A 16,665-nucleotide genomic window follows, 5' to 3' on the forward strand; every position below is an offset into this window, starting at 1 on the left:
GCTATGTGCCTGCGCAACCCGAGCAGCCCGCTCGACCCTCAGTACCAAAAGCCGGACGAATGGGCATCCGACGCCTGTCCGACGATGGACAGCGGCATCTTCGCCACGGCGCCGGGGGTGGTGATGCTGCCGTTGACCTGACCGTCGGCGTCGTACTCGCCGCCGTCCTGGATCTGAAAGTCCAGCCGCGTGCGCCCGCCTTCGCTGGCCACCTTGCCGCCGTAGGGTTCGCTGGCCAGGTTCACCCAGGTGCCGGTGCTGTTCTTGACCCAGTAGCCATTGGCGCCGAGCGCCGGGTCTGCGTACAGGCTGAAGCTCTCGGTGCTGCGGCCTTCGGCCAGCGATACCTTGAATGAGGTCAGACCGATCGGCATCTCCATGCCCTTGGGCAGATTGGCCGGGGCATCGTTGCGCACCAGTTCGGTAATGCGCGCGTTGCTGTCGGGGATCAGTTTGCCGTTCTGGCTGCCGGCCACCAGGGTCAGGTCGCGGGTCGAAGCGACGGCGGCCTGCTGGCTGTCTTTGATGCCGTCGCCGTTGCCATCACCAGACAGGCCGGCCGAGCCATCGGGGCGCAGCAGACCGGCGGCCTGGTCCTCCTGGTCGTTGGGCACACCGTCGCGGTCGGAGTCCGGTGCGTCTGGCGCATTCGATGCATCCGGTGCGGGGGGGGGGGGGGGGGGGGGGGGGGGGGTGACGTTGGTCGCCGGTTTGGCCGCGAAACTGGCCGCGTCGTTGCCGGTGCCGGCTTCTTGCACCGCTTGCGGGTCGTCGCCGGTGCTGGGGTCGTTGTAGGCGACGCTCACCTGCTGGCCCCGGGTCACGGCGCTGTCGAGCGTCAGCGTGATGGTCTTGGCCACTGCATCCACGAGCACGCCGGTGACGTTGTTGCGCACGCCATCGACCAGCACCACAAACGCATCGTTGGGTGCGTTATGTGCCTGCTCCGGGTCCAGCGCGGTTTCATCGCTGTACTGCAATACCAACTGCCTGCCGTTCACCGTGGCGCTGATGATGGCAAAGACGGCGGTGTCGACGGTGTAGCTGCGGGCTGCGCCCGCAGCGCTGGCGGCGTTGCCGTTGCGGTCTCTGATGCCGTCCATCCTCAGGCTGATCTGGCTGCGGGTGTTGGACAGGCTGGCCGTGGGGGTGAAAGTGCCTCTCCAGATTCTGCCGTCGGCTGTGTCCTGCGTCAGGTTGCCCAGAGTGCCGTTGGCGCCATCCACGACGATGGAAGCGTCGCTGAAGCCGGTAACGGTCTCGCTGAAGGTGAAAGTGACGGTGGCGGTTTCGCCAGCGGTCAGGCGCTCTTTGTCCATCGCGACCGTGACCGTGGGCGCCCGGGTGTCGATCTCGAAGTTGTTGCTGGTGGGGTTGACCGTTGCGGCGTTGCCTGCGGTGTCACGAATGGTGTTGAGGTTGAGCAGGCTGATGGTGTTGGTGGCATCCTCGGTGTCCGCAGCGGCCGTGTAGGTGATGGTGTAGGTGCGGCCGTCGGTTGAGCGGACCAGCGCTCCTGTCCGGTCGGCGCCGGGACGGGCACCGACATTGGCGTTGCTGAAATCGATGTTGTTTGCCGTGAAGCCGGTGACTTCCTCGTCGAAGGTGATGGTAACGGTGACCAGTCTGTCGTTGTTGTTCGTGACGGGGTTGGGTGTGACGGCGATGGTGGCGCTGGGCGCCTTGCTGTCGATGTCGTAGGTGGCGATGGTTTGGATCCCCACGCCTTCGTTGCCCTTGGCATCTTTGATGCCGGACATGGCTATTTTGATCTGGTTGCCCCTGGCGACGGTGTTTGCCGCCATATTGGCCGGTGCCCGCACGGTGACCTGCCAAGTGGTGCCTCCGTCGGTGGACTGCAGGTTGGTGATCTCGCCCGTGCCCTCTATCGCCAGGTCATTTCTGTCAAAGCCCACGACCCGCTCGTGGAATTTGAAGGTGACGGTGTTTGTTTCGTTGGCGGTCAGGCTGGTGTCGGTGCTGCGGGTTTCGGCGGCCAGGATGGTGGGCGGCTTGGTGTCGATGTTGAAGAGCGGGCTGCGGATATCCCTGGCAGGGATGTCGATCATGGCGTTGTCGCCCGGCGACCATACCTGCTTGGCGGGGGCGGTGTAGCGCAGGTAGCAGCCGGTGGCCTCCACGCCCGCGTTGGGGCGGAAGGTGCCGACCCACTTGCCCGCCGGCTGGCGCCAACTCGCTATGTCCATCGTGCCATTGGCATTCTCTACGCTCAACCCCTCGACGTAATCCAGGTTCACGTGTCCTCCCATGACGCGAATCTCCCGGGAGTGCTCGGTATCGAAGGTGACGTACATTACTTCGCCGACTGTGAGGTCAGTGTCTGAGATGAGCATCTGGAGCTGAACCGTCATGGGATTTCCTTTCGATGAAATGGCAAAGAGATTGATCGGGTTTTGGCCATCCGTTGTGGTCAGCACCGCTGCGAAGACATGCCAGTCATGCCGTTGTTCGGTCTGCGGCGGTGTGACATTCTTGACAACTGGAAACGAATTTCGCGGGCAGCAGTATAGCGTGGGCGCTGCGCATCGCTACTGTCATGATGAACGCAGTGGGGGCGTCACTGGAAACGACTCCATTGGGCGGGGGCAGCGCAGGTGCAGCCTAGTGTCGCGTCACCGATCATCTGTCGGTCTGCGCTGGCCATCGAAGCGCATCGCGGCGTTGCATCGCTTGCCAATACGCTCGGTATTGGCAAGCGATGCGCCTTGCGCTGCGCTCCGATGGCTGCGCGCAGCCTACGACATCTGATCCGTGACGCGACACTGGCGCCTGCCGTCACGACGAATGGAATGACTGCGGCGCTCCAGGCATGGTCAACGCCCGGGATTCGAGGACATGGCCGTGCTGGCGGGCAAGAAATACGGTGCCGATGGTGGTGACGAGTACCGGGCCACCAAGGGTCACTACGCACGAATGCGGGCGATCTGCGGCGGGGTGCGCCTGGCCGTCAAGGCAGTGACATGAACCGGATCAAGTTCGTCGGGTTCGCCAGGCCAGCCGAATTTCTTCGGCATCGCCTCGCATCAGTGGCGCTGCCGAGACGAGGCTGGTCTGGCTATGTGCCTGCGCAACCCGAGCAGCCCGCTCGACCCTCAGTACCAAAAGCCGGACGAATGGGCATCCGACGCCTGTCCGACGATGGACAGCGGCATCTTCGCCACGGCGCCGGGGGTGGTGATGCTGCCGTTGACCTGACCGTCGGCGTCGTACTCGCCGCCGTCCTGGATCTGAAAGTCCAGCCGCGTGCGCCCGCCTTCGCTGGCCACCTTGCCGCCGTAGGGTTCGCTGGCCAGATTCACCCAGGTGCCGGTGCTGTCTTTGACCCAGTAGCCATTGGCGCCGAGCGCGGGGTCTACGTACAGGCTGAAGCTCTCGGTGCTGCGGCCTTCGGCCAAGCCGACCTTGAATGAGGTCAGGCCGATCGGCATCTCCATGCCCTTGGGCAGATTGGCGGGGGCATCGTTGCGCACCAGTTCGGTAATGCGCGCGTTGCTGTCGGGGATCAGTTTGCCGTTCTGGCTGCCGGCCACCAGGGTCTGGTCGCGGGTCGAAGCGACGGCGGCCTGCTGGCTGTCTTTGATGCCGTCGCCGTTGCCATCACCAGACAGGCCGGCCGAGCCATCGGGGCGCAGCAGACCGGCGGCCTGGTCCTCTTGGTCGTTGGACAGGCCGTCGCGGTCGGAGTCCGGTGCGTCTGGCGCATTCGATGCATTCGATGTATCCGGTGCGGGGGGGGGGGGGGGGGGGGGGTAACGTTGGTCGCCGGTTTGGCCGCGAAGCTGGCCGCGTCGTTGCCGGTGGTGGCTTCTTGCACCGCTTGCGGGTCGTCGCCGGTGCTGGGGTCGTCGTAGGCGACGCTCACCTGCTGGCCCCGGGTCACGGCGCTGTCGAGCGTCAGCGTGATGGTCTTGGCCGCTGCATCCACGAGCACGCCGGTGACGTTGTTGCGCACGCCATCGACCAGCACCACAAACGCATCGTTGGGCGCGTTATGGGCCTGCTCCGGGTCCAGCGCGGTTTCATCGCTGTACTGCAATACCAACTGCCTGCCGTTCACCGTGGCGCTGATGATGGCAAAGACGGCGGTGTCGACGGTGTAGCTGCGGGCTGTGCTCGTACCACTGTTGCTGTTGCCGTGGCGGTCTCTGATGCCCTCGTAATTCACGCTGATCTGGCTGCGGGTGTTGGACAGGCTGGCCGTGGGGGTGAAAGTGCCTCTCCAGATTCTGCCGTCGGCTGTGTCCTGCCTCAGGTTGCCCAGAGTGCCGTTGGCGCCATCCACAACGATGGAAGCGTCGCTGAAGCCGGTGACGGTCTCGCTGAAGGTGAAAGTGACGGTGGCGGTTTCGCCAGCGGTCAGGCGCTCTTTGTCCATCGCGACCGTGACCGTGGGCGCCCGGGTGTCGATCTCGAAGTTGTTGCTGGTGGGGTTGACCGTTGCGACGTTGCCTGCGGTGTCGCGAATGGTATTGAGGTTGCGCAGGCTGATGGTGTTGGTGGCATCCTCGGTGTCCGCAGCGGCCGTGTAGGTGATGGAGTAGGCGCGGCGGCCGTCGATCGCGCGGACCAGCGTTTCTGTGCGGCCGGCGCCGGGACGGGTACCGACATTGGCGTTGCTGAGATCGATGTTGTCTGCCGTGAAGCCGGTGACTTCCTCGTCGAAGGTGATGGTAACGGTGACCAGTCTGTCGTTGTTGTTCGTGACGGGGTTGGGTGTGACGGTGATGGTGGCGCTGGGCGCCTTGCTGTCGATGTCGTAGGTGGCGATGGTTTGGATCCCCACGCCTTCGTTGCCCTTGGCATCTTTGATGCCGGACATGGCTATCTTGATCTGGTTGCCCCTGGCGACGGTGTTTGCCGCCATATTGGCCGGTGCCCGCACGGTGACCTGCCAAGTGGTGCCTCCGTCGGTGGACTGCAGGTTGGTGATCTCGCCCGTGCCCTCTATCGCCAGGTCATTTCTGTCAAAGCCCACGACCTGCTCGTGGAATTTGAAGGTGACGATGTTTGTTTCGTTGGCGGTCAGGCTGGCGTCGGTGCTGCGGGTTTCGGCGGCCAGGATGGTGGGCGGCTTGGTGTCGATGTTGAAGAGCGGGCTGCGAACATCCCTGGCAGGGATGTCGACCATGGCGTTGGCGCCCGGCGACCATACCTGCTTGGCGGGGGCGGTGTAGCGCAGGTAGCAGCCGGTGGCCTCCACGCCCGCGTTGGGGCGGAAGGTGCCGACCCACTTGCCCCCCGGCTGGTGCCAACTCGCTATGTCCATCGTGCCGTTGGCATTCTCTACGCTCAACCCCTCGACGTAATTCCGGCTCGCTATTCCTCCAGTGACGCGAATCTCCCGGGAGTGGTTGGTATCGAAGGTGACGGACATTGTTTCACCGACGGTGAGGTCCGTGTCTGAGATGAGTATCTGGAGCTGAGGCTGCGTCGCCATGGGATTTCCTTTCGATGAAATGACAAAGAGATCGATCGGGTTTCAGTCATCCGCCGTGGTCAGTACCACAGCGCAGGCATGTCCGTGATGCCGTTGTCTGCCCGGCGGCGGTGTGACATTTTTGACAACTGGAAACGAATTTTGCGGGCAGCAGTATAGCGCGGGCGCTGCGCATCGCGACTGTCATGATGAACGGAGTGGGCGTCACTGGAAACGACCCCATTGGGCGGGGGCAGCGCAGATGCAGCCTAGTGTCGCGTCACCGATCATCTGTCGGTCTGCGCTGGCCATCGAAGCGCAGCGCGGCGTTGCATCGCTTGCCAATACAGCTCGGTATGGGCTGCGCGATGCGCCTTGCGCTGCGCTCCGATGGCTGCGCGCAGCCTACGACATCTGATCCGTGACGCGACACTAGCGCCTGCCGTCGCGACGGATGGAATGACTGCGGCGGTGCGTCCGGCCGTCAAGGCAGTGACCGCAGCGCTGTCACTTCTATCTCGATCTTCATGCGCGGATCCGCCAGCCCCGCAGAAATCATCATGGCTGCCGGGCGCACTTCGCCGAAGTGCTTGCGCAGCACCGGCCAGCATCGATCGAACTCGGCCCCATTGGGCAGCACATAGGTCACACGAACCACATCCTGGAGGCTGGAGTTTGCCTGCCGCAACGCGAACTCGATGTTCTTCAGGCACTGTTCGGTTTGCTCGACCAGGCTGTCCGGGATGGACATGGTGCCGTAATCGAAGCCTGTCGTGCCTGAAACGAACACCCATTCGCCCACCGCCACTGCGCGGGAGTAGCCGATGTGCTGTTCGAAGGCGGAGCCTGAACTGATCAGTGTTCTGGTTTTTCTGCGCGGGCAGGCATCCCGGTCCGGATGGGCCGGTTCACCGGCGGCTTCGGCGGGCGCTTCGGGGGGGTTGTCCATCGATGTCATGTCAGCCTCTCTACAAGGATCACAGCGAAAAAGAAGACGGCGGCCAGCGTCGTCCATTGGAGGATCGCCAGCCCCAGGCGCTTGTAATGCGCCTGCCCGGTGACGGCATACAGCGCAAACAGCATGGCCGCAGCCAGCAGCAGCAACAGGGCCAGCCAGCGCGCGATCAGCATGGCGCGATCACCAGGCCTGCGCCGGCTGGGCGAAGCCGCCGGGGGCTTGGCGCTCGTCCTCGAAAGTGACCACCTCCCAGGCATCGCGCTGGGCCAGCAGTGCGCGCAGCAGCCGGTTGTTCAGCGCATGGCCGGAGCGGAACGCGCTGTACGCGGCCAGCAAGGGCTTGCCGAGCAGGTGCAGGTCGCCCATGGCATCGAGGATTTTGTGCTTGACGAACTCGTCGTCGTAGCGCAGGCCGTCGCTGTTGAGCACCTTGTAGTCGTCCATCACGATGGCATTGTCCAGGCCGCCGCCCAGCGCCAGGCCGTTGGCGCGCATCAGTTCGACATCGCGCGTGAAGCCGAAGGTGCGCGCGCGGGCAATGTCGCGCCGGTAGTTGCCCCGCCCCAGGTCAAACTCGACCCGCTGCCCGGTCGCATCCACGGCCGGATGGTCGAAGCCGATCTCGAAGCTGAGCTTGTAGCCGTGGTAGGGCGCCAACTGCGCCCATTTGGCGTCTGCGCCCTCGCCTTCGCGCACCTGCACCGGCCGCGTGACGCGGATGAAGCGTTTGGGCGCGTTTTGCCGCACGATGCCTGCGCTTTGGAGCAGGAAAACGAAAGACGCCGAGGAGCCGTCGAGAATCGGCACTTCTTCGGCCGTGATGTCCACATGGAGGTTGTCTATGCCCAGGCCGGCGCAGGCCGACATCAGATGCTCCACCGTATGCACCTTGGCACTGCCCTGCGCGATGGTGGAGGCCAGCCGGGTGTCCGTCACGGCCTCGGCCCGCACCGGAATGTCCACCGGCTGCGGCAGGTCCACGCGCCGGAACACGATGCCGGTGTCCGGCTGCGCAGGCCGCAGGGTCAACTCGACCCGTTGCCCGCTGTGCAGCCCGACGCCTACGGCGCGGGTCAGGGTCTTGAGGCTGCGTTGTTGGAGCATGCTGCGATTTTAGTGGCTATCCGCCGCCGGCTGGCGGCGCGCCGCGGGCCGGCCGCCGCTAGTGTCGCGTCACCGATCAGATGTCGTAGGCTGCGCGCAGCCATCGGAGCGCAGCGCAAGGCGCATCGCTTGCCCATACCGAGCTGTATTGGCAAGCGATGCAACGCTGCGATGCGCTTCGATGGCCAGCGCAGACCGACAGATGATCGGTGACGCGACACTAGTGCCTGCGGCGGGCCTGCCCGCGCCGTCTGCGCTATGCGAGGGTCAGGCCCACCTTGGCCCCGGCGGCGACGATTTCGCCCCAGGTCGCGTCGTCGAGCCAGATGCCGTCGCGCGCGCGCTCCTCGCGGGCGCGGCGCTCCGGCTCGCCGGCGATTTGCACGGCGGCAAAGCCTGCGCCGGGCGGGCTTTGGCGCAGCCAGTCGATGAATGCCGCCGCCTCCTGCGCGAAGCTGGCCTGCGTGCCCAGCCTGGCCGGATCGATCAGCACCGTCAGCATCCCGTTGAGCACCGAGCGCCCGTCGTCGGCCGGGCGATGCCAGGTGCCGCCGCCGGTGAGCGCGCCGCCGAGCAGTTCGCACGCCAGCGCCATGCCGTAGCCCTTGTGCTCGCCGAAGGTCCGCAGCGCGCCGAGCAAGCCCTGGCTCTGCGGCACCACCACCACGCCCGGGTCGTTGGTGGGCGCGCCTTTTTCGTCGATCAGGTAGCCGTCGGGCACCTGCTCGCCCTTGTTGTAGGCCACGCGCATCTTGCCCTGCGCCACGCGGCTGGTCGCGTAGTCGAGCACGAAAGGCGCGGCGCCCGCGAGCGGAATGCCGATGCAGCACGGGTTGGTGCCAAAGCGCCCGTCGCCGCCGCCCCAGGGCGCGACCACGGGCCGCGAGAGCACGTTGACGAAGTGCAGCGCGACCAGCGCCTGCGCCGTGGCCAACTCGGCGAAATGGCCGATGCGCCCCAGGTGGTGCGCATGCGCGAGCGCGACGATGCAACTGCCATGCTGCTGGGCCCGCGCGATGCCCAGTTCCATCGCCTGCACGCCGACGATCTGCCCGTAGCCATGCTGGCCGTCCAGGGCCAGCAGTTGGCCGGCATCGAGGTTGATTTTCACGGCGGCGTTGGGCCTGAGCCCCCCCTCGGCCACCGCATCGACATAGCGCGGCACCATGCCCACGCCGTGCGAGTCGTGCCCGCTCAGGTTGGCCAGCACCAGGTTGGCTGCCACCTGCCGGGCTTCGGCCGGCAGGCTGCCCGCCGCTTCGAGAATGCGGGCGATGGCCGATTCCAGCCCGTCGGCCGTCATGGTTTTGGCCATGGCTCAGGCTCCGGTGGCGTTCAAGGTGATGGCGTACAGCGAGCTGGTCGCGCAGATGAACAGGCGGTTGCGCTTGGGGCCGCCGAAGCACAGGTTGGCGACCGGCTCGGGCAGCAGTATCTTGCCCAGCAGCGTGCCGTCCGGGTGGTAGGCGTGCACGCCGTCGCCGGCGCTGCTCCAGATGCGCCCTTCGGTGTCCAGGCGCAGGCCGTCGAACAGGCCCTTGGTGCATTCGGCGAAGACCTCGCCGCCGCGCAGGCTGCGGCCATCCGCGCCGACCTCGAAGCGGCGGATATGGCGCGGCCCGCCCTGCTGATGGCTGGCGCCGGTGTCGGCGATGTACAGCAACGATTCGTCGGGCGAGAACGCCAGCCCGTTGGGCTTGACGAAATCATGGGCCACGCACTCGACGGCAGCACTGGCGGGGTCGATGCGGTAGACATGGCAGGCGCCGATTTCGCTGTCCGCGCGCAGCCCCTCGTAGTCCGAGAGGATGCCGTAGCTCGGGTCGGTGAACCAGATGCTGCCGTCCGAGCGCACCACCACGTCGTTGGGCGAATTCAGGCGCTTGCCCTGCCAGTGCGAGGCCAGCACGGTGATCGAGCCGTCATGCTCGGTGCGCGTCACGCGCCGCGTCAGGTGCTCGCAACTGAGCAGCCGCCCTTGGCGGTCGGCGGTGTGGCCGTTGCTGTTGTTGGCCGGTTCGCGGAAGGTGCTGACCGTGCCATTGCGCTCATCGAGGCGCAGTATGCGGTCGTTCGGGATGTCGGACCACAGCAGCGTGCGGTGCGCGCCGAACCACACCGGGCCTTCGCACCAGCGCGCGCCGCTCCACAGGCGCTCGACGCGCTCGGGGCCGGGAATGCAACGGTCGAAGCGCGGGTCGAGCCGCTCGAATCCGGTGCCGTCGAGAAAGCCGAAGGGGTGGGTGGTCATGGCGCTGGTCTTTCCTCGTTGCATGAAAATACGGGCGGGTTGGGTGGCGTGATCAGTGGCTGCCCATGTAATCGCTCTTGCCGATTTCCACGCCGTTGTGCCGCAAGATGGCGTAGGCGATGGTGACGTGGAAGAAGAAATGCTGCATGCCGTAGTGCAGCAGATAGGCTTGGCTGGTGAAGCGCCTTTCTTTCGCCGTGCCCGGATAGAGGACGATTTCCCGGCTCCCGGCACCCGCGAACTGCTCCGGCCCGATGCTGCCGATGAATGCCAGTGTTTTGTCCAGACGCGCTTGCAGCTCGGCGAAACTGGTTTCATTGTCGGGATAGGAAGGCACTTCGACGCCGGCCAGGCGTGCCGATACGCTTTTGGCGAAATCGGCGGCGAGCTGCACTTGGTATATCAGGTCCCTCATGTCTGGAAACAGGCGCGCCTCGAGCAGTACTGCGGCATCGATGTCCTTGGCGCTGGCGTAGGCCTCGGCCTTTTTCAGGATGTCCTGCATCACGTTCAGTGATTGCCTGAAGACAGGGACGGTGGCGGCGTAGTAAGAGATGGTCATGATTTTCGCTCCGGTGTCGTCCGCGCGCGGGTGCGCGTGGCTTGGTGCAATGGCTGCATGGGCATTTTGCATTCCGTGTCTGCTTTCAGGATTTGCCGATGGGCAAAAAGCTGCTGGAAGGACTGCCTGTCGGGTGGATTGGGTGGATTGGCCGGGGGAATGGGGAATGGGTGATGGGCGTCAACGCCCGGGGCGCGTGCTGGCCAGCGCGATGACGGCAATGATGATGCTGCCGGTCAGCAGCATGCGCAAGCCCGGCCCGGCGCCGACGGCGTTGAGCAGCGCCACCAGCAGGAACATGAACATGGCCGCCCCCCAAATGCCGGGCACACAGGGCCGGCCGCCGGCCACCGCCGTGCCGCCGATCACGACCACGGCAATGCTCAGCAGCAGGTACTCCTGCCCCTGGTCGAGCGAGTTGCCGCCGGAAAAGCCGGCGATCAGCGCACCCGTCAGGCCGGCCAGGCCCGCGCAGATCAGATAGGCCCACAGGCGCGTGCGCTCGACCCGCAGGCCCGCAAGCTGCGCGGCCCGGCGGTTCTGGCCGAGCGCCGCGATGGAGCGCCCGAGCAGCGTGTGTTCGAGCATCAGCGCCACAGCCAGCGTGACGGCCAGCGCCAGCAGGGCCACCAGCGGAATGCCGAGCACGCGCTGCGCCATCAGGTCCGAGAACAGGGCCGGCGGTTTGACCTTCAGGCCGCGCCCCAGGTTGATGGCCACCGACATCACGATCAGCGAGGCCGCGAGCGTGGCGATGATCGGCGCAATGCGCAGCAGCCGGATCAGCCCGAAGTTGAACAGGCCCACGGCCACGCCCACCGCCATCGCGGCCAGCAGCCCTGGCACCAGCATCGCGTCGCGGCCGTCCATCACGCTCATCGCGGCCACGCCCGAAAGGGCGATGGTCGACGGGATCGACAGGTCGGCATTGCCCGGCCCGACGCTGATCACCAGCATCTGCCCGAGCGACACCAGCACCGTGAAGGCCGAGAACGCGAGCGCTGCGGTGAGCAGCTCGCCCGCGCCCTGGCCGCCGCCGCTGTACACCGTCGCGGCCCAGGCCAGCACGGCGGCGACGACCGAACCGAGCCAGGGGCGGGTGCGCAGTGGGCTGCGCCACCGGGCCGGCGCAGCCGGCGCGGCCGGCGCGGCCAGAGGCTCGCGGCCGGTGGCGCTCATCGCCGGCCCCCCGCCAGATCGATGACTGCGCGCAGCGCGAGCACCGCCACCAGGATCAGGCCCTGCATGCCCAACTGCCAGTCCGGCGCGACGTTCAGGAAGGTCAGGAACGAGGCCGCCAGCGTCACCGTCAGCGCGCCGATGACCGCCCCCACCGGCGCCACCTTGCCGCCCGTCAATTGCGCGCCGCCGAGGATCGCCGCAGCAATCGACACCAGCGTGTAGCGCGCAGCGATGTTGGCGTCGGCCGAGGTGGCCTGGCCGACCAGCGTCAACCCGGCGCAGACGCCGAACAGGCCGGCAATCGCATACACGCCGGCACGCATGCGCACCAGGCGCCAGCCCGCGCGCGCGATGGCGCCGGGGTTGCCGCCCAGCCCGCGCACCAAGGTGCCGAAGGCGCTGCGCGTGATCAGCAGGTGGCCCGCGAGCGCTGCGGCCAGCGCCATCCAGATCGGCATCGGCAGCCACGGCGTGCGCCAGAGCATCGCGGCACGCAGCCATTCGGGGGCGCTGCCGCCCGGCGTGGGCAGCAGCAGCACCGCGCTGCCGAGCCAGACGAACGACAGCCCCAGCGTGACCACGATGGACGGCAACTGCCGGGCCTCGATCAGCGCGCCCGCGAGCGCATACACGCCCACCGCCATGGCCAGCGCCAGCAGCCCCAGCGCCGGCTGCTGCGGCAGCAATGTGGCGCCGATGCAGGCCACCAGCGAGACGAAGGGGCCGATCGACAGGTCCAGGTCGCTCACCGCCAGGAACATCAGCTGCGCGAGCGTCGCGAACATCACCGGAATCGCAAGGTTCAGCAGCAGGTTGATGCCGAAGTAGGACAGCGCCCGGGGCTGCTGCACGAACACCGCCGCCAGCAGCAATGCCAGCGCCACGGCAGGCAGAACGGCGCCGGCCTGCATCGCTTGCAGCGCCCGCGCCCGAATCGGCTTCGCCGCCACCCCTGCGCCGGGAAGGCGCCAGCGGCCAAACCAGGCCGGCGGGGCTGGCAGCGGTTTCATGCGTCGCGGTCCGCGCATGGCGCGGCGCAAGAATCGAAGGACAGCGCCAGCACGCGCTCCTCGCTGATGTCGTCGCCGGCCAGTTCGCCGGCCACGCGCGCGTTGCTGAACACGTAGACGCGGTCGCAGTGCTGCAACTCGTCGAACTCGGTCGTGTACCAGACGAAGGTGCGGCCGCTGCGGGCTTCGGCGCGGATCAGCGCGTACATGTCGCGCTTGGTGCCCAGGTCGACGCCGCGCATCGGGTCGTCCATCAGGATCACCGACGCCGCCGAGCCCAGCGCCCGCGCGAACAGCACCTTTTGCTGGTTGCCGCCCGAGAGCGAAACCATGGGCAGGTCGATGCCGGGCGTGACCAGGCCGAGGCGCTGGCGCCACTGCTGCGCCTGCTGCTGCTCGCGCCGGCGGTCGATCAGCGGGCGGCGCGCGTGCCAGCCCACCGTCATGTTGCGGGCGATCGACCAGAGGGCGAAGACGCCGTCGGTCTGCCGGTCGCCGGCCACGAAGGCGGTGTCGCCTTCGACATGCAGCGCGTGCCGGCCCCCATCCCGGTCCCGACTCCGGCCTCGGCCTGTGCGCTGCGCGGCTTGCAGCAGCGCCAGCAGCAGCGCCGTCTGCCCATGCCCGGCCAGCCCCGCCAGGCCGATCACCTCGCCGCGCATCGCATGCAGCGCGTTGCCGCTTTGCGGGCCGGCCGGCACCTGCACCACGGCCTGGCCCTGCCCGGTGGGGCGCGCACGCCGTGGTCTGGCGCGCACGCCACGGTCCGGCCCTGCGGCCGGTGCGGCTGCGGCCTGCCCCATCGCGGCGATGAGCCGTTCGTGGTCGGTTGCGCCGGTGGCCGTGGTCTGCACCAACTGCCCGTCGCGCAGCACGAGCAACCGGTCCGTCACCGCGAAGAGCTCGCGCAGCTTGTGTGTGATCAGCAGGCAACTCTTGCCCTCGGCCACGAAACTGCGGATGTAGGCCAGCAATTGCGCGGCGGCCTGGCTGTCGAGCGATGAGGTCGGCTCGTCGAGGATCATCAACGCCAGCGGCTGCGCCCCCGGCGTGAACGCGCGCGCCACCTCGACCATCTGCCGCTGGCCGATCGGCAACTCGCCCACCATGTCGCCGGGCCGCAGGCCATGGCCGGCAAAGATGCGATCGAGCGTGGCCATCAACTGCGCGCCGGCCCGCTGGCGCCACGCCCACGGGGCCGCTTGCGGCTGCGCGATGCGCATGTTCTCCGCCAGCGTGAGGTTGCTGCACAGCGATAGTTCCTGGAACACGCAGCGCAGCCCCCAGCGCCGGGCCTCGCCCGCGCTCCATGCGGGCGCGTCTGCGCCGCGTCCGGCAAAGCGCAGTTCGCCGCGGTCCGGTGCGAGCGCGCCGCTCAGCAGGCTGACCAGTGTCGACTTGCCCGCGCCGTTGTGCCCGACCAGACCCACGCACTCGCCGCGCGCCAGTTGCAGGTCGACGCCGCGCAACGCCTGCACGGCCCCGAACGAGCGCGCCGCGCCGCAGACCTCGACCAGCCGCTGGCCCGCGTGATCTTGCGCCGGGATGGGCATCGCTTCACCTGGTTTTGGCGATGAAGTCGATCACTTGCTGCTGCGTGTATTCGACGTTCACGACGCTGCCCGGCTCGGTCTTTTTGAGCGCCTCGTCGAGTTGCTCTTGCGTCACCACGCTGATCGGCAGCTTCATTTCCTTGGGCACCTTGGCGCCCGCCAGGATCTGCTGCGCCACCCAGAACGCGAAGGTCGATGCGCCCGGCGCAATGCTGGCCGACATGGTCTGGTACTGGTGGGCGTCGCGCTGCTCTTTCCACCAGGCCAACTCGTCGTGCCGGTTGCCCATGAAGATCACCGGCATCGCGCGGCCTGCCGCCTTGAAGGCTTGCGCGACGCCGTAGCCGTCGCCGCCCTGCGTGGCCACGGCCGCCACCTGCGGCAGCGTCGAGAGGATGGCCGACACCTCCTTTTGCGCCACGGTCTGTGTCCAGTTGCCGTGCACCGAGCCGACGATCCGGTATTCGGGCCGCTTGGCCACGGCCGCCGTGACGCCCTGGTGGATCTCGTCGTCGACGAACACGCCGGCGATGCCGCGCACCTCCAGCAGGTTGCCTTTGAGCCCGCGGCTGGCGAAGTAGTCGATCTGCATCTGGCCCAACTGCTTGAAGTCGACCGCGATGCGCCAGGCGCAAGGCTCGTTGACGATGCCGTCGAACGACACCACCACGATGCCCGCGTCGCAGGCTTGTTTGACCGCGCCGTTGAGCGCCGTCGGCGAGGCCGCGTTGATCACGATGGCGTCGAACCCTTGCAGGATCAGGTTCTGGATTTGCGCGGCCTGCTCGGTCGCCTGGTTCTCCGAGGTGGTAAAGCTCGGGGCCTGCGCCAGCAGCCCCTGGGCGACGGCATTCTTGCCCACCTTGTCCCAGCTCTTGAGCATGGCCTGGCGCCATGAGTTGCCGGCGAAGTTGTTCGACAGCGCGATCTTGCGCGCCTTGGTGTCGGCAGCGCCAGCGCCAAGGGGCACGGCGCCCAGCGCGAGTGTGGCGGCCAGTGCCGCGATCGAGAGTCGGTGCTGCTTCATGGTGCTGCTTCTCCTGGGGGTGGTTGAACAGGCTGGCGGCGGGCTACATCACGGCGCCGACCTGCCAGGGGACGAACTCGTTTTGGCCATAGCCATGCTGCTCGCTCTTGGTCTGCGCGCCCGAGGCCGTGGCCAGCACCTGCTCGAAGATGCGCTGACCCATGGCCGCTATCGTGGTCTGGCCGTCGATGATCTCGCCGCAGTTGATGTCCATGTCCTCCTGCTGCCGCTGCCACAGCGCCGAGTTGGTGGCGAGCTTGAGCGAGGGCGAGGGCGCGCAGCCGTAGGCCGAGCCGCGCCCCGTGGTAAAGCAGATCAGGTTGGCCCCGCCGGCCACCTGGCCGGTGGCGCTGACCGGGTCGTAGCCCGGTGTGTCCATGTAGACCAGGCCGTGCTGCGTGACCGGCTCGGCGTATTCGTACACCGCCTCCAGGTTGCTGGTGCCGCCCTTGGCGACCGCGCCGAGCGACTTTTCCAGGATCGTGGTCAGGCCGCCCGCCTTGTTGCCCGGCGAGGGGTTGTTGTTCATCTCGCCTTGGTGGATGGCCGTGTAGTGCTCCCACCATTTGATGCGCTCGACCAGTTTCCGGCCCACTTCGGGCTTGACGGCGCGGCGCGTGAGCAGGTGCTCGGCGCCGTACACCTCGGGCGTCTCGCTGAGGATGGCGCTGCCGCCATGCGCCACCAGCAGGTCCACCGCCGCGCCCAGCGCCGGGTTGGCGCTGATGCCCGAGTAGCCGTCGGAGCCGCCGCATTGCAGCCCGATCGTGATGTGCGCCGCGCTGCAAGGCTCGCGCTGGACGGCGTTGGCGCGCGGCAGCATCGCCTCGATCAGCGCCACGCCCTGGTCTATCGCCCGGCGCGTGCCGCCCTGCTCCTGGATGTTGAAGCTGCGCAGGTTCTCGCCTTCGACCAACTGGCCCGTGGCCAGCCAGCGGCTGATCTGGTTGGCCTCGCAGCCCAGCCCGACGAGCAGCACGCCGGCGCAGTTCGGGTGCCTGGCGTAGCCGGTGAGCGTGCGCGTGAGAAGCTGCATGCCCAGGCCCTGCTGGTCCATGCCGCAGCCGCTGCCGTGGGTCAGCGCGATCACGCCGTCGACGTTGGCAAACGCCGCCAGCGCTTGCGGGTTGGTGTGGCGCGAGAAATGATCGGCAATGGCGCGCGCGACGGTGGCCGAGCAGTTCACGCTGGTCAGCACGGCAAGGTAGTTGCGCGTGGCCACGCGGCCGTCGGCGCGCCGTATGCCCATGAAACTGGCCTGGCGCCTGGCGGGCGCGGGCTTGACATCGGCGCCGAAGGCGTAGTCGCGCTCGAACCGGCCCTTGTCCGGGCCCATGTCCAGGTTGTGGGTGTGCACATGCTCGCCGGCCGCAATGGGGCGGCTTGCGAAACCGATGATCTGGTTGTAGCGGCGCACCGGCTCGCCCTGCGCGATGGCGCGCATCGCGATCTTGTGGCCCGGCGGGATCAGGCCGCGCACGCTCACCTGCTCGACGCGGCTGCCGCCGAGGAGTTGGGCGCGCGCGATGACGACGTCGTCGGCGGGATGCAGGCGGATGCAGGTAGTCATCATGGGTCGAT

The 16,665-nt window shown here is 67.3% G+C and carries 16 protein-coding genes and 1 pseudogene; 3 read left to right on the forward strand and 14 right to left on the reverse strand.

Annotated elements, in window-relative coordinates; translation table 11 throughout:
• Positions 1-38: 38 nt before the first annotated feature.
• Entirely contained in the window at positions 39-2,372 is a 2,334-nt protein-coding gene (locus VEIS_RS07425) for an Ig-like domain-containing protein (RefSeq protein WP_011809291.1), read from the reverse strand.
• Between the two features lie 253 nt (positions 2,373-2,625).
• Between VEIS_RS07425 and VEIS_RS28385 the strand changes: the two genes are divergently transcribed.
• Entirely contained in the window at positions 2,626-2,769 is a 144-nt protein-coding gene (locus VEIS_RS28385) for a hypothetical protein (protein ID WP_157048435.1), read from the forward strand.
• A gap of 87 nt (positions 2,770-2,856) precedes the next feature.
• Complete coding sequence (locus VEIS_RS31080) at positions 2,857-2,985, forward strand: hypothetical protein (protein ID WP_265259613.1); 129 nt, start codon at positions 2,857-2,859, stop codon at positions 2,983-2,985.
• A 128-nt stretch (positions 2,986-3,113) separates the two neighbouring features.
• Here VEIS_RS31080 and VEIS_RS07435 read toward each other — a convergent pair.
• A pseudogene (locus tag VEIS_RS07435) lies at positions 3,114-5,458 on the reverse strand (Ig-like domain-containing protein).
• Between the two features lie 251 nt (positions 5,459-5,709).
• Here VEIS_RS07435 and VEIS_RS25780 point away from each other — a divergent pair.
• The gene (locus VEIS_RS25780; protein ID WP_157048436.1) at positions 5,710-5,862 is read left to right on the forward strand and encodes a hypothetical protein; all 153 of its coding nucleotides are present in this window, start codon (positions 5,710-5,712) and stop codon (positions 5,860-5,862) included.
• A gap of 59 nt (positions 5,863-5,921) precedes the next feature.
• Here VEIS_RS25780 and VEIS_RS07440 read toward each other — a convergent pair whose 3' ends face one another.
• From VEIS_RS07440 to VEIS_RS07485, 12 genes are all read right to left on the reverse strand, one after another.
• Complete coding sequence (locus VEIS_RS07440) at positions 5,922-6,452, reverse strand: RidA family protein (RefSeq protein WP_232287876.1); 531 nt, start codon at positions 6,450-6,452, stop codon at positions 5,922-5,924.
• Entirely contained in the window at positions 6,392-6,568 is a 177-nt protein-coding gene (locus tag VEIS_RS29665; RefSeq protein ID WP_198137968.1) for a hypothetical protein, read from the reverse strand. Before VEIS_RS29665 ends, VEIS_RS07440 begins: the two co-directional genes overlap by 61 nt.
• Positions 6,569-6,575: 7 nt before the next feature.
• Positions 6,576-7,499: a UDP-3-O-acyl-N-acetylglucosamine deacetylase gene (gene lpxC / locus VEIS_RS07445; protein WP_011809295.1), complete on the reverse strand. Its 924-nt coding sequence runs from the start codon at positions 7,497-7,499 to the stop codon at positions 6,576-6,578.
• Positions 7,469-7,720: a hypothetical protein gene (locus VEIS_RS25785; protein WP_232287877.1), complete on the reverse strand. Its 252-nt coding sequence runs from the start codon at positions 7,718-7,720 to the stop codon at positions 7,469-7,471. The genes lpxC and VEIS_RS25785 overlap by 31 nt, the downstream gene beginning before the upstream one ends.
• Before the next feature lie 35 nt (positions 7,721-7,755).
• The gene (locus tag VEIS_RS07450; RefSeq protein WP_011809296.1) at positions 7,756-8,814 is read right to left on the reverse strand and encodes a malate/lactate/ureidoglycolate dehydrogenase; all 1,059 of its coding nucleotides are present in this window, start codon (positions 8,812-8,814) and stop codon (positions 7,756-7,758) included.
• Positions 8,815-8,817: 3 nt separating this feature from the next.
• Positions 8,818-9,750 carry an SMP-30/gluconolactonase/LRE family protein gene (locus tag VEIS_RS07455; protein ID WP_011809297.1) on the reverse strand — a complete coding sequence of 311 codons (933 nt, stop codon included), beginning with the start codon at positions 9,748-9,750 and terminating at the stop codon, positions 8,818-8,820.
• A 52-nt stretch (positions 9,751-9,802) separates the two neighbouring features.
• Positions 9,803-10,312, reverse strand: a complete 510-nt coding sequence (locus VEIS_RS07460) for a DUF1993 domain-containing protein (protein ID WP_011809298.1) — start codon at positions 10,310-10,312, stop codon at positions 9,803-9,805.
• Positions 10,313-10,492: 180 nt separating this feature from the next.
• Positions 10,493-11,491 (reverse strand): ABC transporter permease, encoded by a 999-nt coding sequence (locus VEIS_RS07465; protein WP_011809299.1) that lies wholly within the window; start codon positions 11,489-11,491, stop codon positions 10,493-10,495.
• Positions 11,488-12,504 (reverse strand): ABC transporter permease, encoded by a 1,017-nt coding sequence (locus tag VEIS_RS07470; RefSeq protein WP_011809300.1) that lies wholly within the window; start codon positions 12,502-12,504, stop codon positions 11,488-11,490. The genes VEIS_RS07465 and VEIS_RS07470 overlap by 4 nt, the downstream gene beginning before the upstream one ends.
• Entirely contained in the window at positions 12,501-14,057 is a 1,557-nt protein-coding gene (locus tag VEIS_RS07475; RefSeq protein ID WP_011809301.1) for an ATP-binding cassette domain-containing protein, read from the reverse strand. The genes VEIS_RS07470 and VEIS_RS07475 overlap by 4 nt, the downstream gene beginning before the upstream one ends.
• 4 nt (positions 14,058-14,061) lie before the next feature.
• Positions 14,062-15,084 carry an ABC transporter substrate-binding protein gene (locus VEIS_RS07480; RefSeq protein WP_011809302.1) on the reverse strand — a complete coding sequence of 341 codons (1,023 nt, stop codon included), beginning with the start codon at positions 15,082-15,084 and terminating at the stop codon, positions 14,062-14,064.
• Between the two features lie 43 nt (positions 15,085-15,127).
• Positions 15,128-16,654: a UxaA family hydrolase gene (locus tag VEIS_RS07485; protein WP_041950635.1), complete on the reverse strand. Its 1,527-nt coding sequence runs from the start codon at positions 16,652-16,654 to the stop codon at positions 15,128-15,130.
• Between the last annotated feature and the right edge of the window lie 11 nt (positions 16,655-16,665).

This window comes from Verminephrobacter eiseniae EF01-2 (assembly GCF_000015565.1).
GTDB lineage: Bacteria > Pseudomonadota > Gammaproteobacteria > Burkholderiales > Burkholderiaceae_C > Acidovorax > Acidovorax eiseniae.

Coding starts and splice junctions, on each gene's coding strand:
- VEIS_RS07425 (WP_011809291.1), bottom strand. CDS start 2,372: ATGACGGTTCAGCTCCAGATGCTCATCTCAGACACTGACCTCACAGTC.
- VEIS_RS31080 (WP_265259613.1), top strand. CDS start 2,857: ATGGCCGTGCTGGCGGGCAAGAAATACGGTGCCGATGGTGGTGACGAG.
- VEIS_RS07440 (WP_232287876.1), bottom strand. CDS start 6,452: ATGGACGACGCTGGCCGCCGTCTTCTTTTTCGCTGTGATCCTTGTAGA.
- VEIS_RS29665 (WP_198137968.1), bottom strand. CDS start 6,568: ATGCTGATCGCGCGCTGGCTGGCCCTGTTGCTGCTGCTGGCTGCGGCC.
- lpxC (WP_011809295.1), bottom strand. CDS start 7,499: ATGCTCCAACAACGCAGCCTCAAGACCCTGACCCGCGCCGTAGGCGTC.
- VEIS_RS07450 (WP_011809296.1), bottom strand. CDS start 8,814: ATGGCCAAAACCATGACGGCCGACGGGCTGGAATCGGCCATCGCCCGC.
- VEIS_RS07455 (WP_011809297.1), bottom strand. CDS start 9,750: ATGACCACCCACCCCTTCGGCTTTCTCGACGGCACCGGATTCGAGCGG.
- VEIS_RS07460 (WP_011809298.1), bottom strand. CDS start 10,312: ATGACCATCTCTTACTACGCCGCCACCGTCCCTGTCTTCAGGCAATCA.
- VEIS_RS07465 (WP_011809299.1), bottom strand. CDS start 11,491: ATGAGCGCCACCGGCCGCGAGCCTCTGGCCGCGCCGGCCGCGCCGGCT.
- VEIS_RS07470 (WP_011809300.1), bottom strand. CDS start 12,504: ATGAAACCGCTGCCAGCCCCGCCGGCCTGGTTTGGCCGCTGGCGCCTT.
- VEIS_RS07475 (WP_011809301.1), bottom strand. CDS start 14,057: ATGCCCATCCCGGCGCAAGATCACGCGGGCCAGCGGCTGGTCGAGGTC.
- VEIS_RS07480 (WP_011809302.1), bottom strand. CDS start 15,084: ATGAAGCAGCACCGACTCTCGATCGCGGCACTGGCCGCCACACTCGCG.
- VEIS_RS07485 (WP_041950635.1), bottom strand. CDS start 16,654: ATGACTACCTGCATCCGCCTGCATCCCGCCGACGACGTCGTCATCGCG.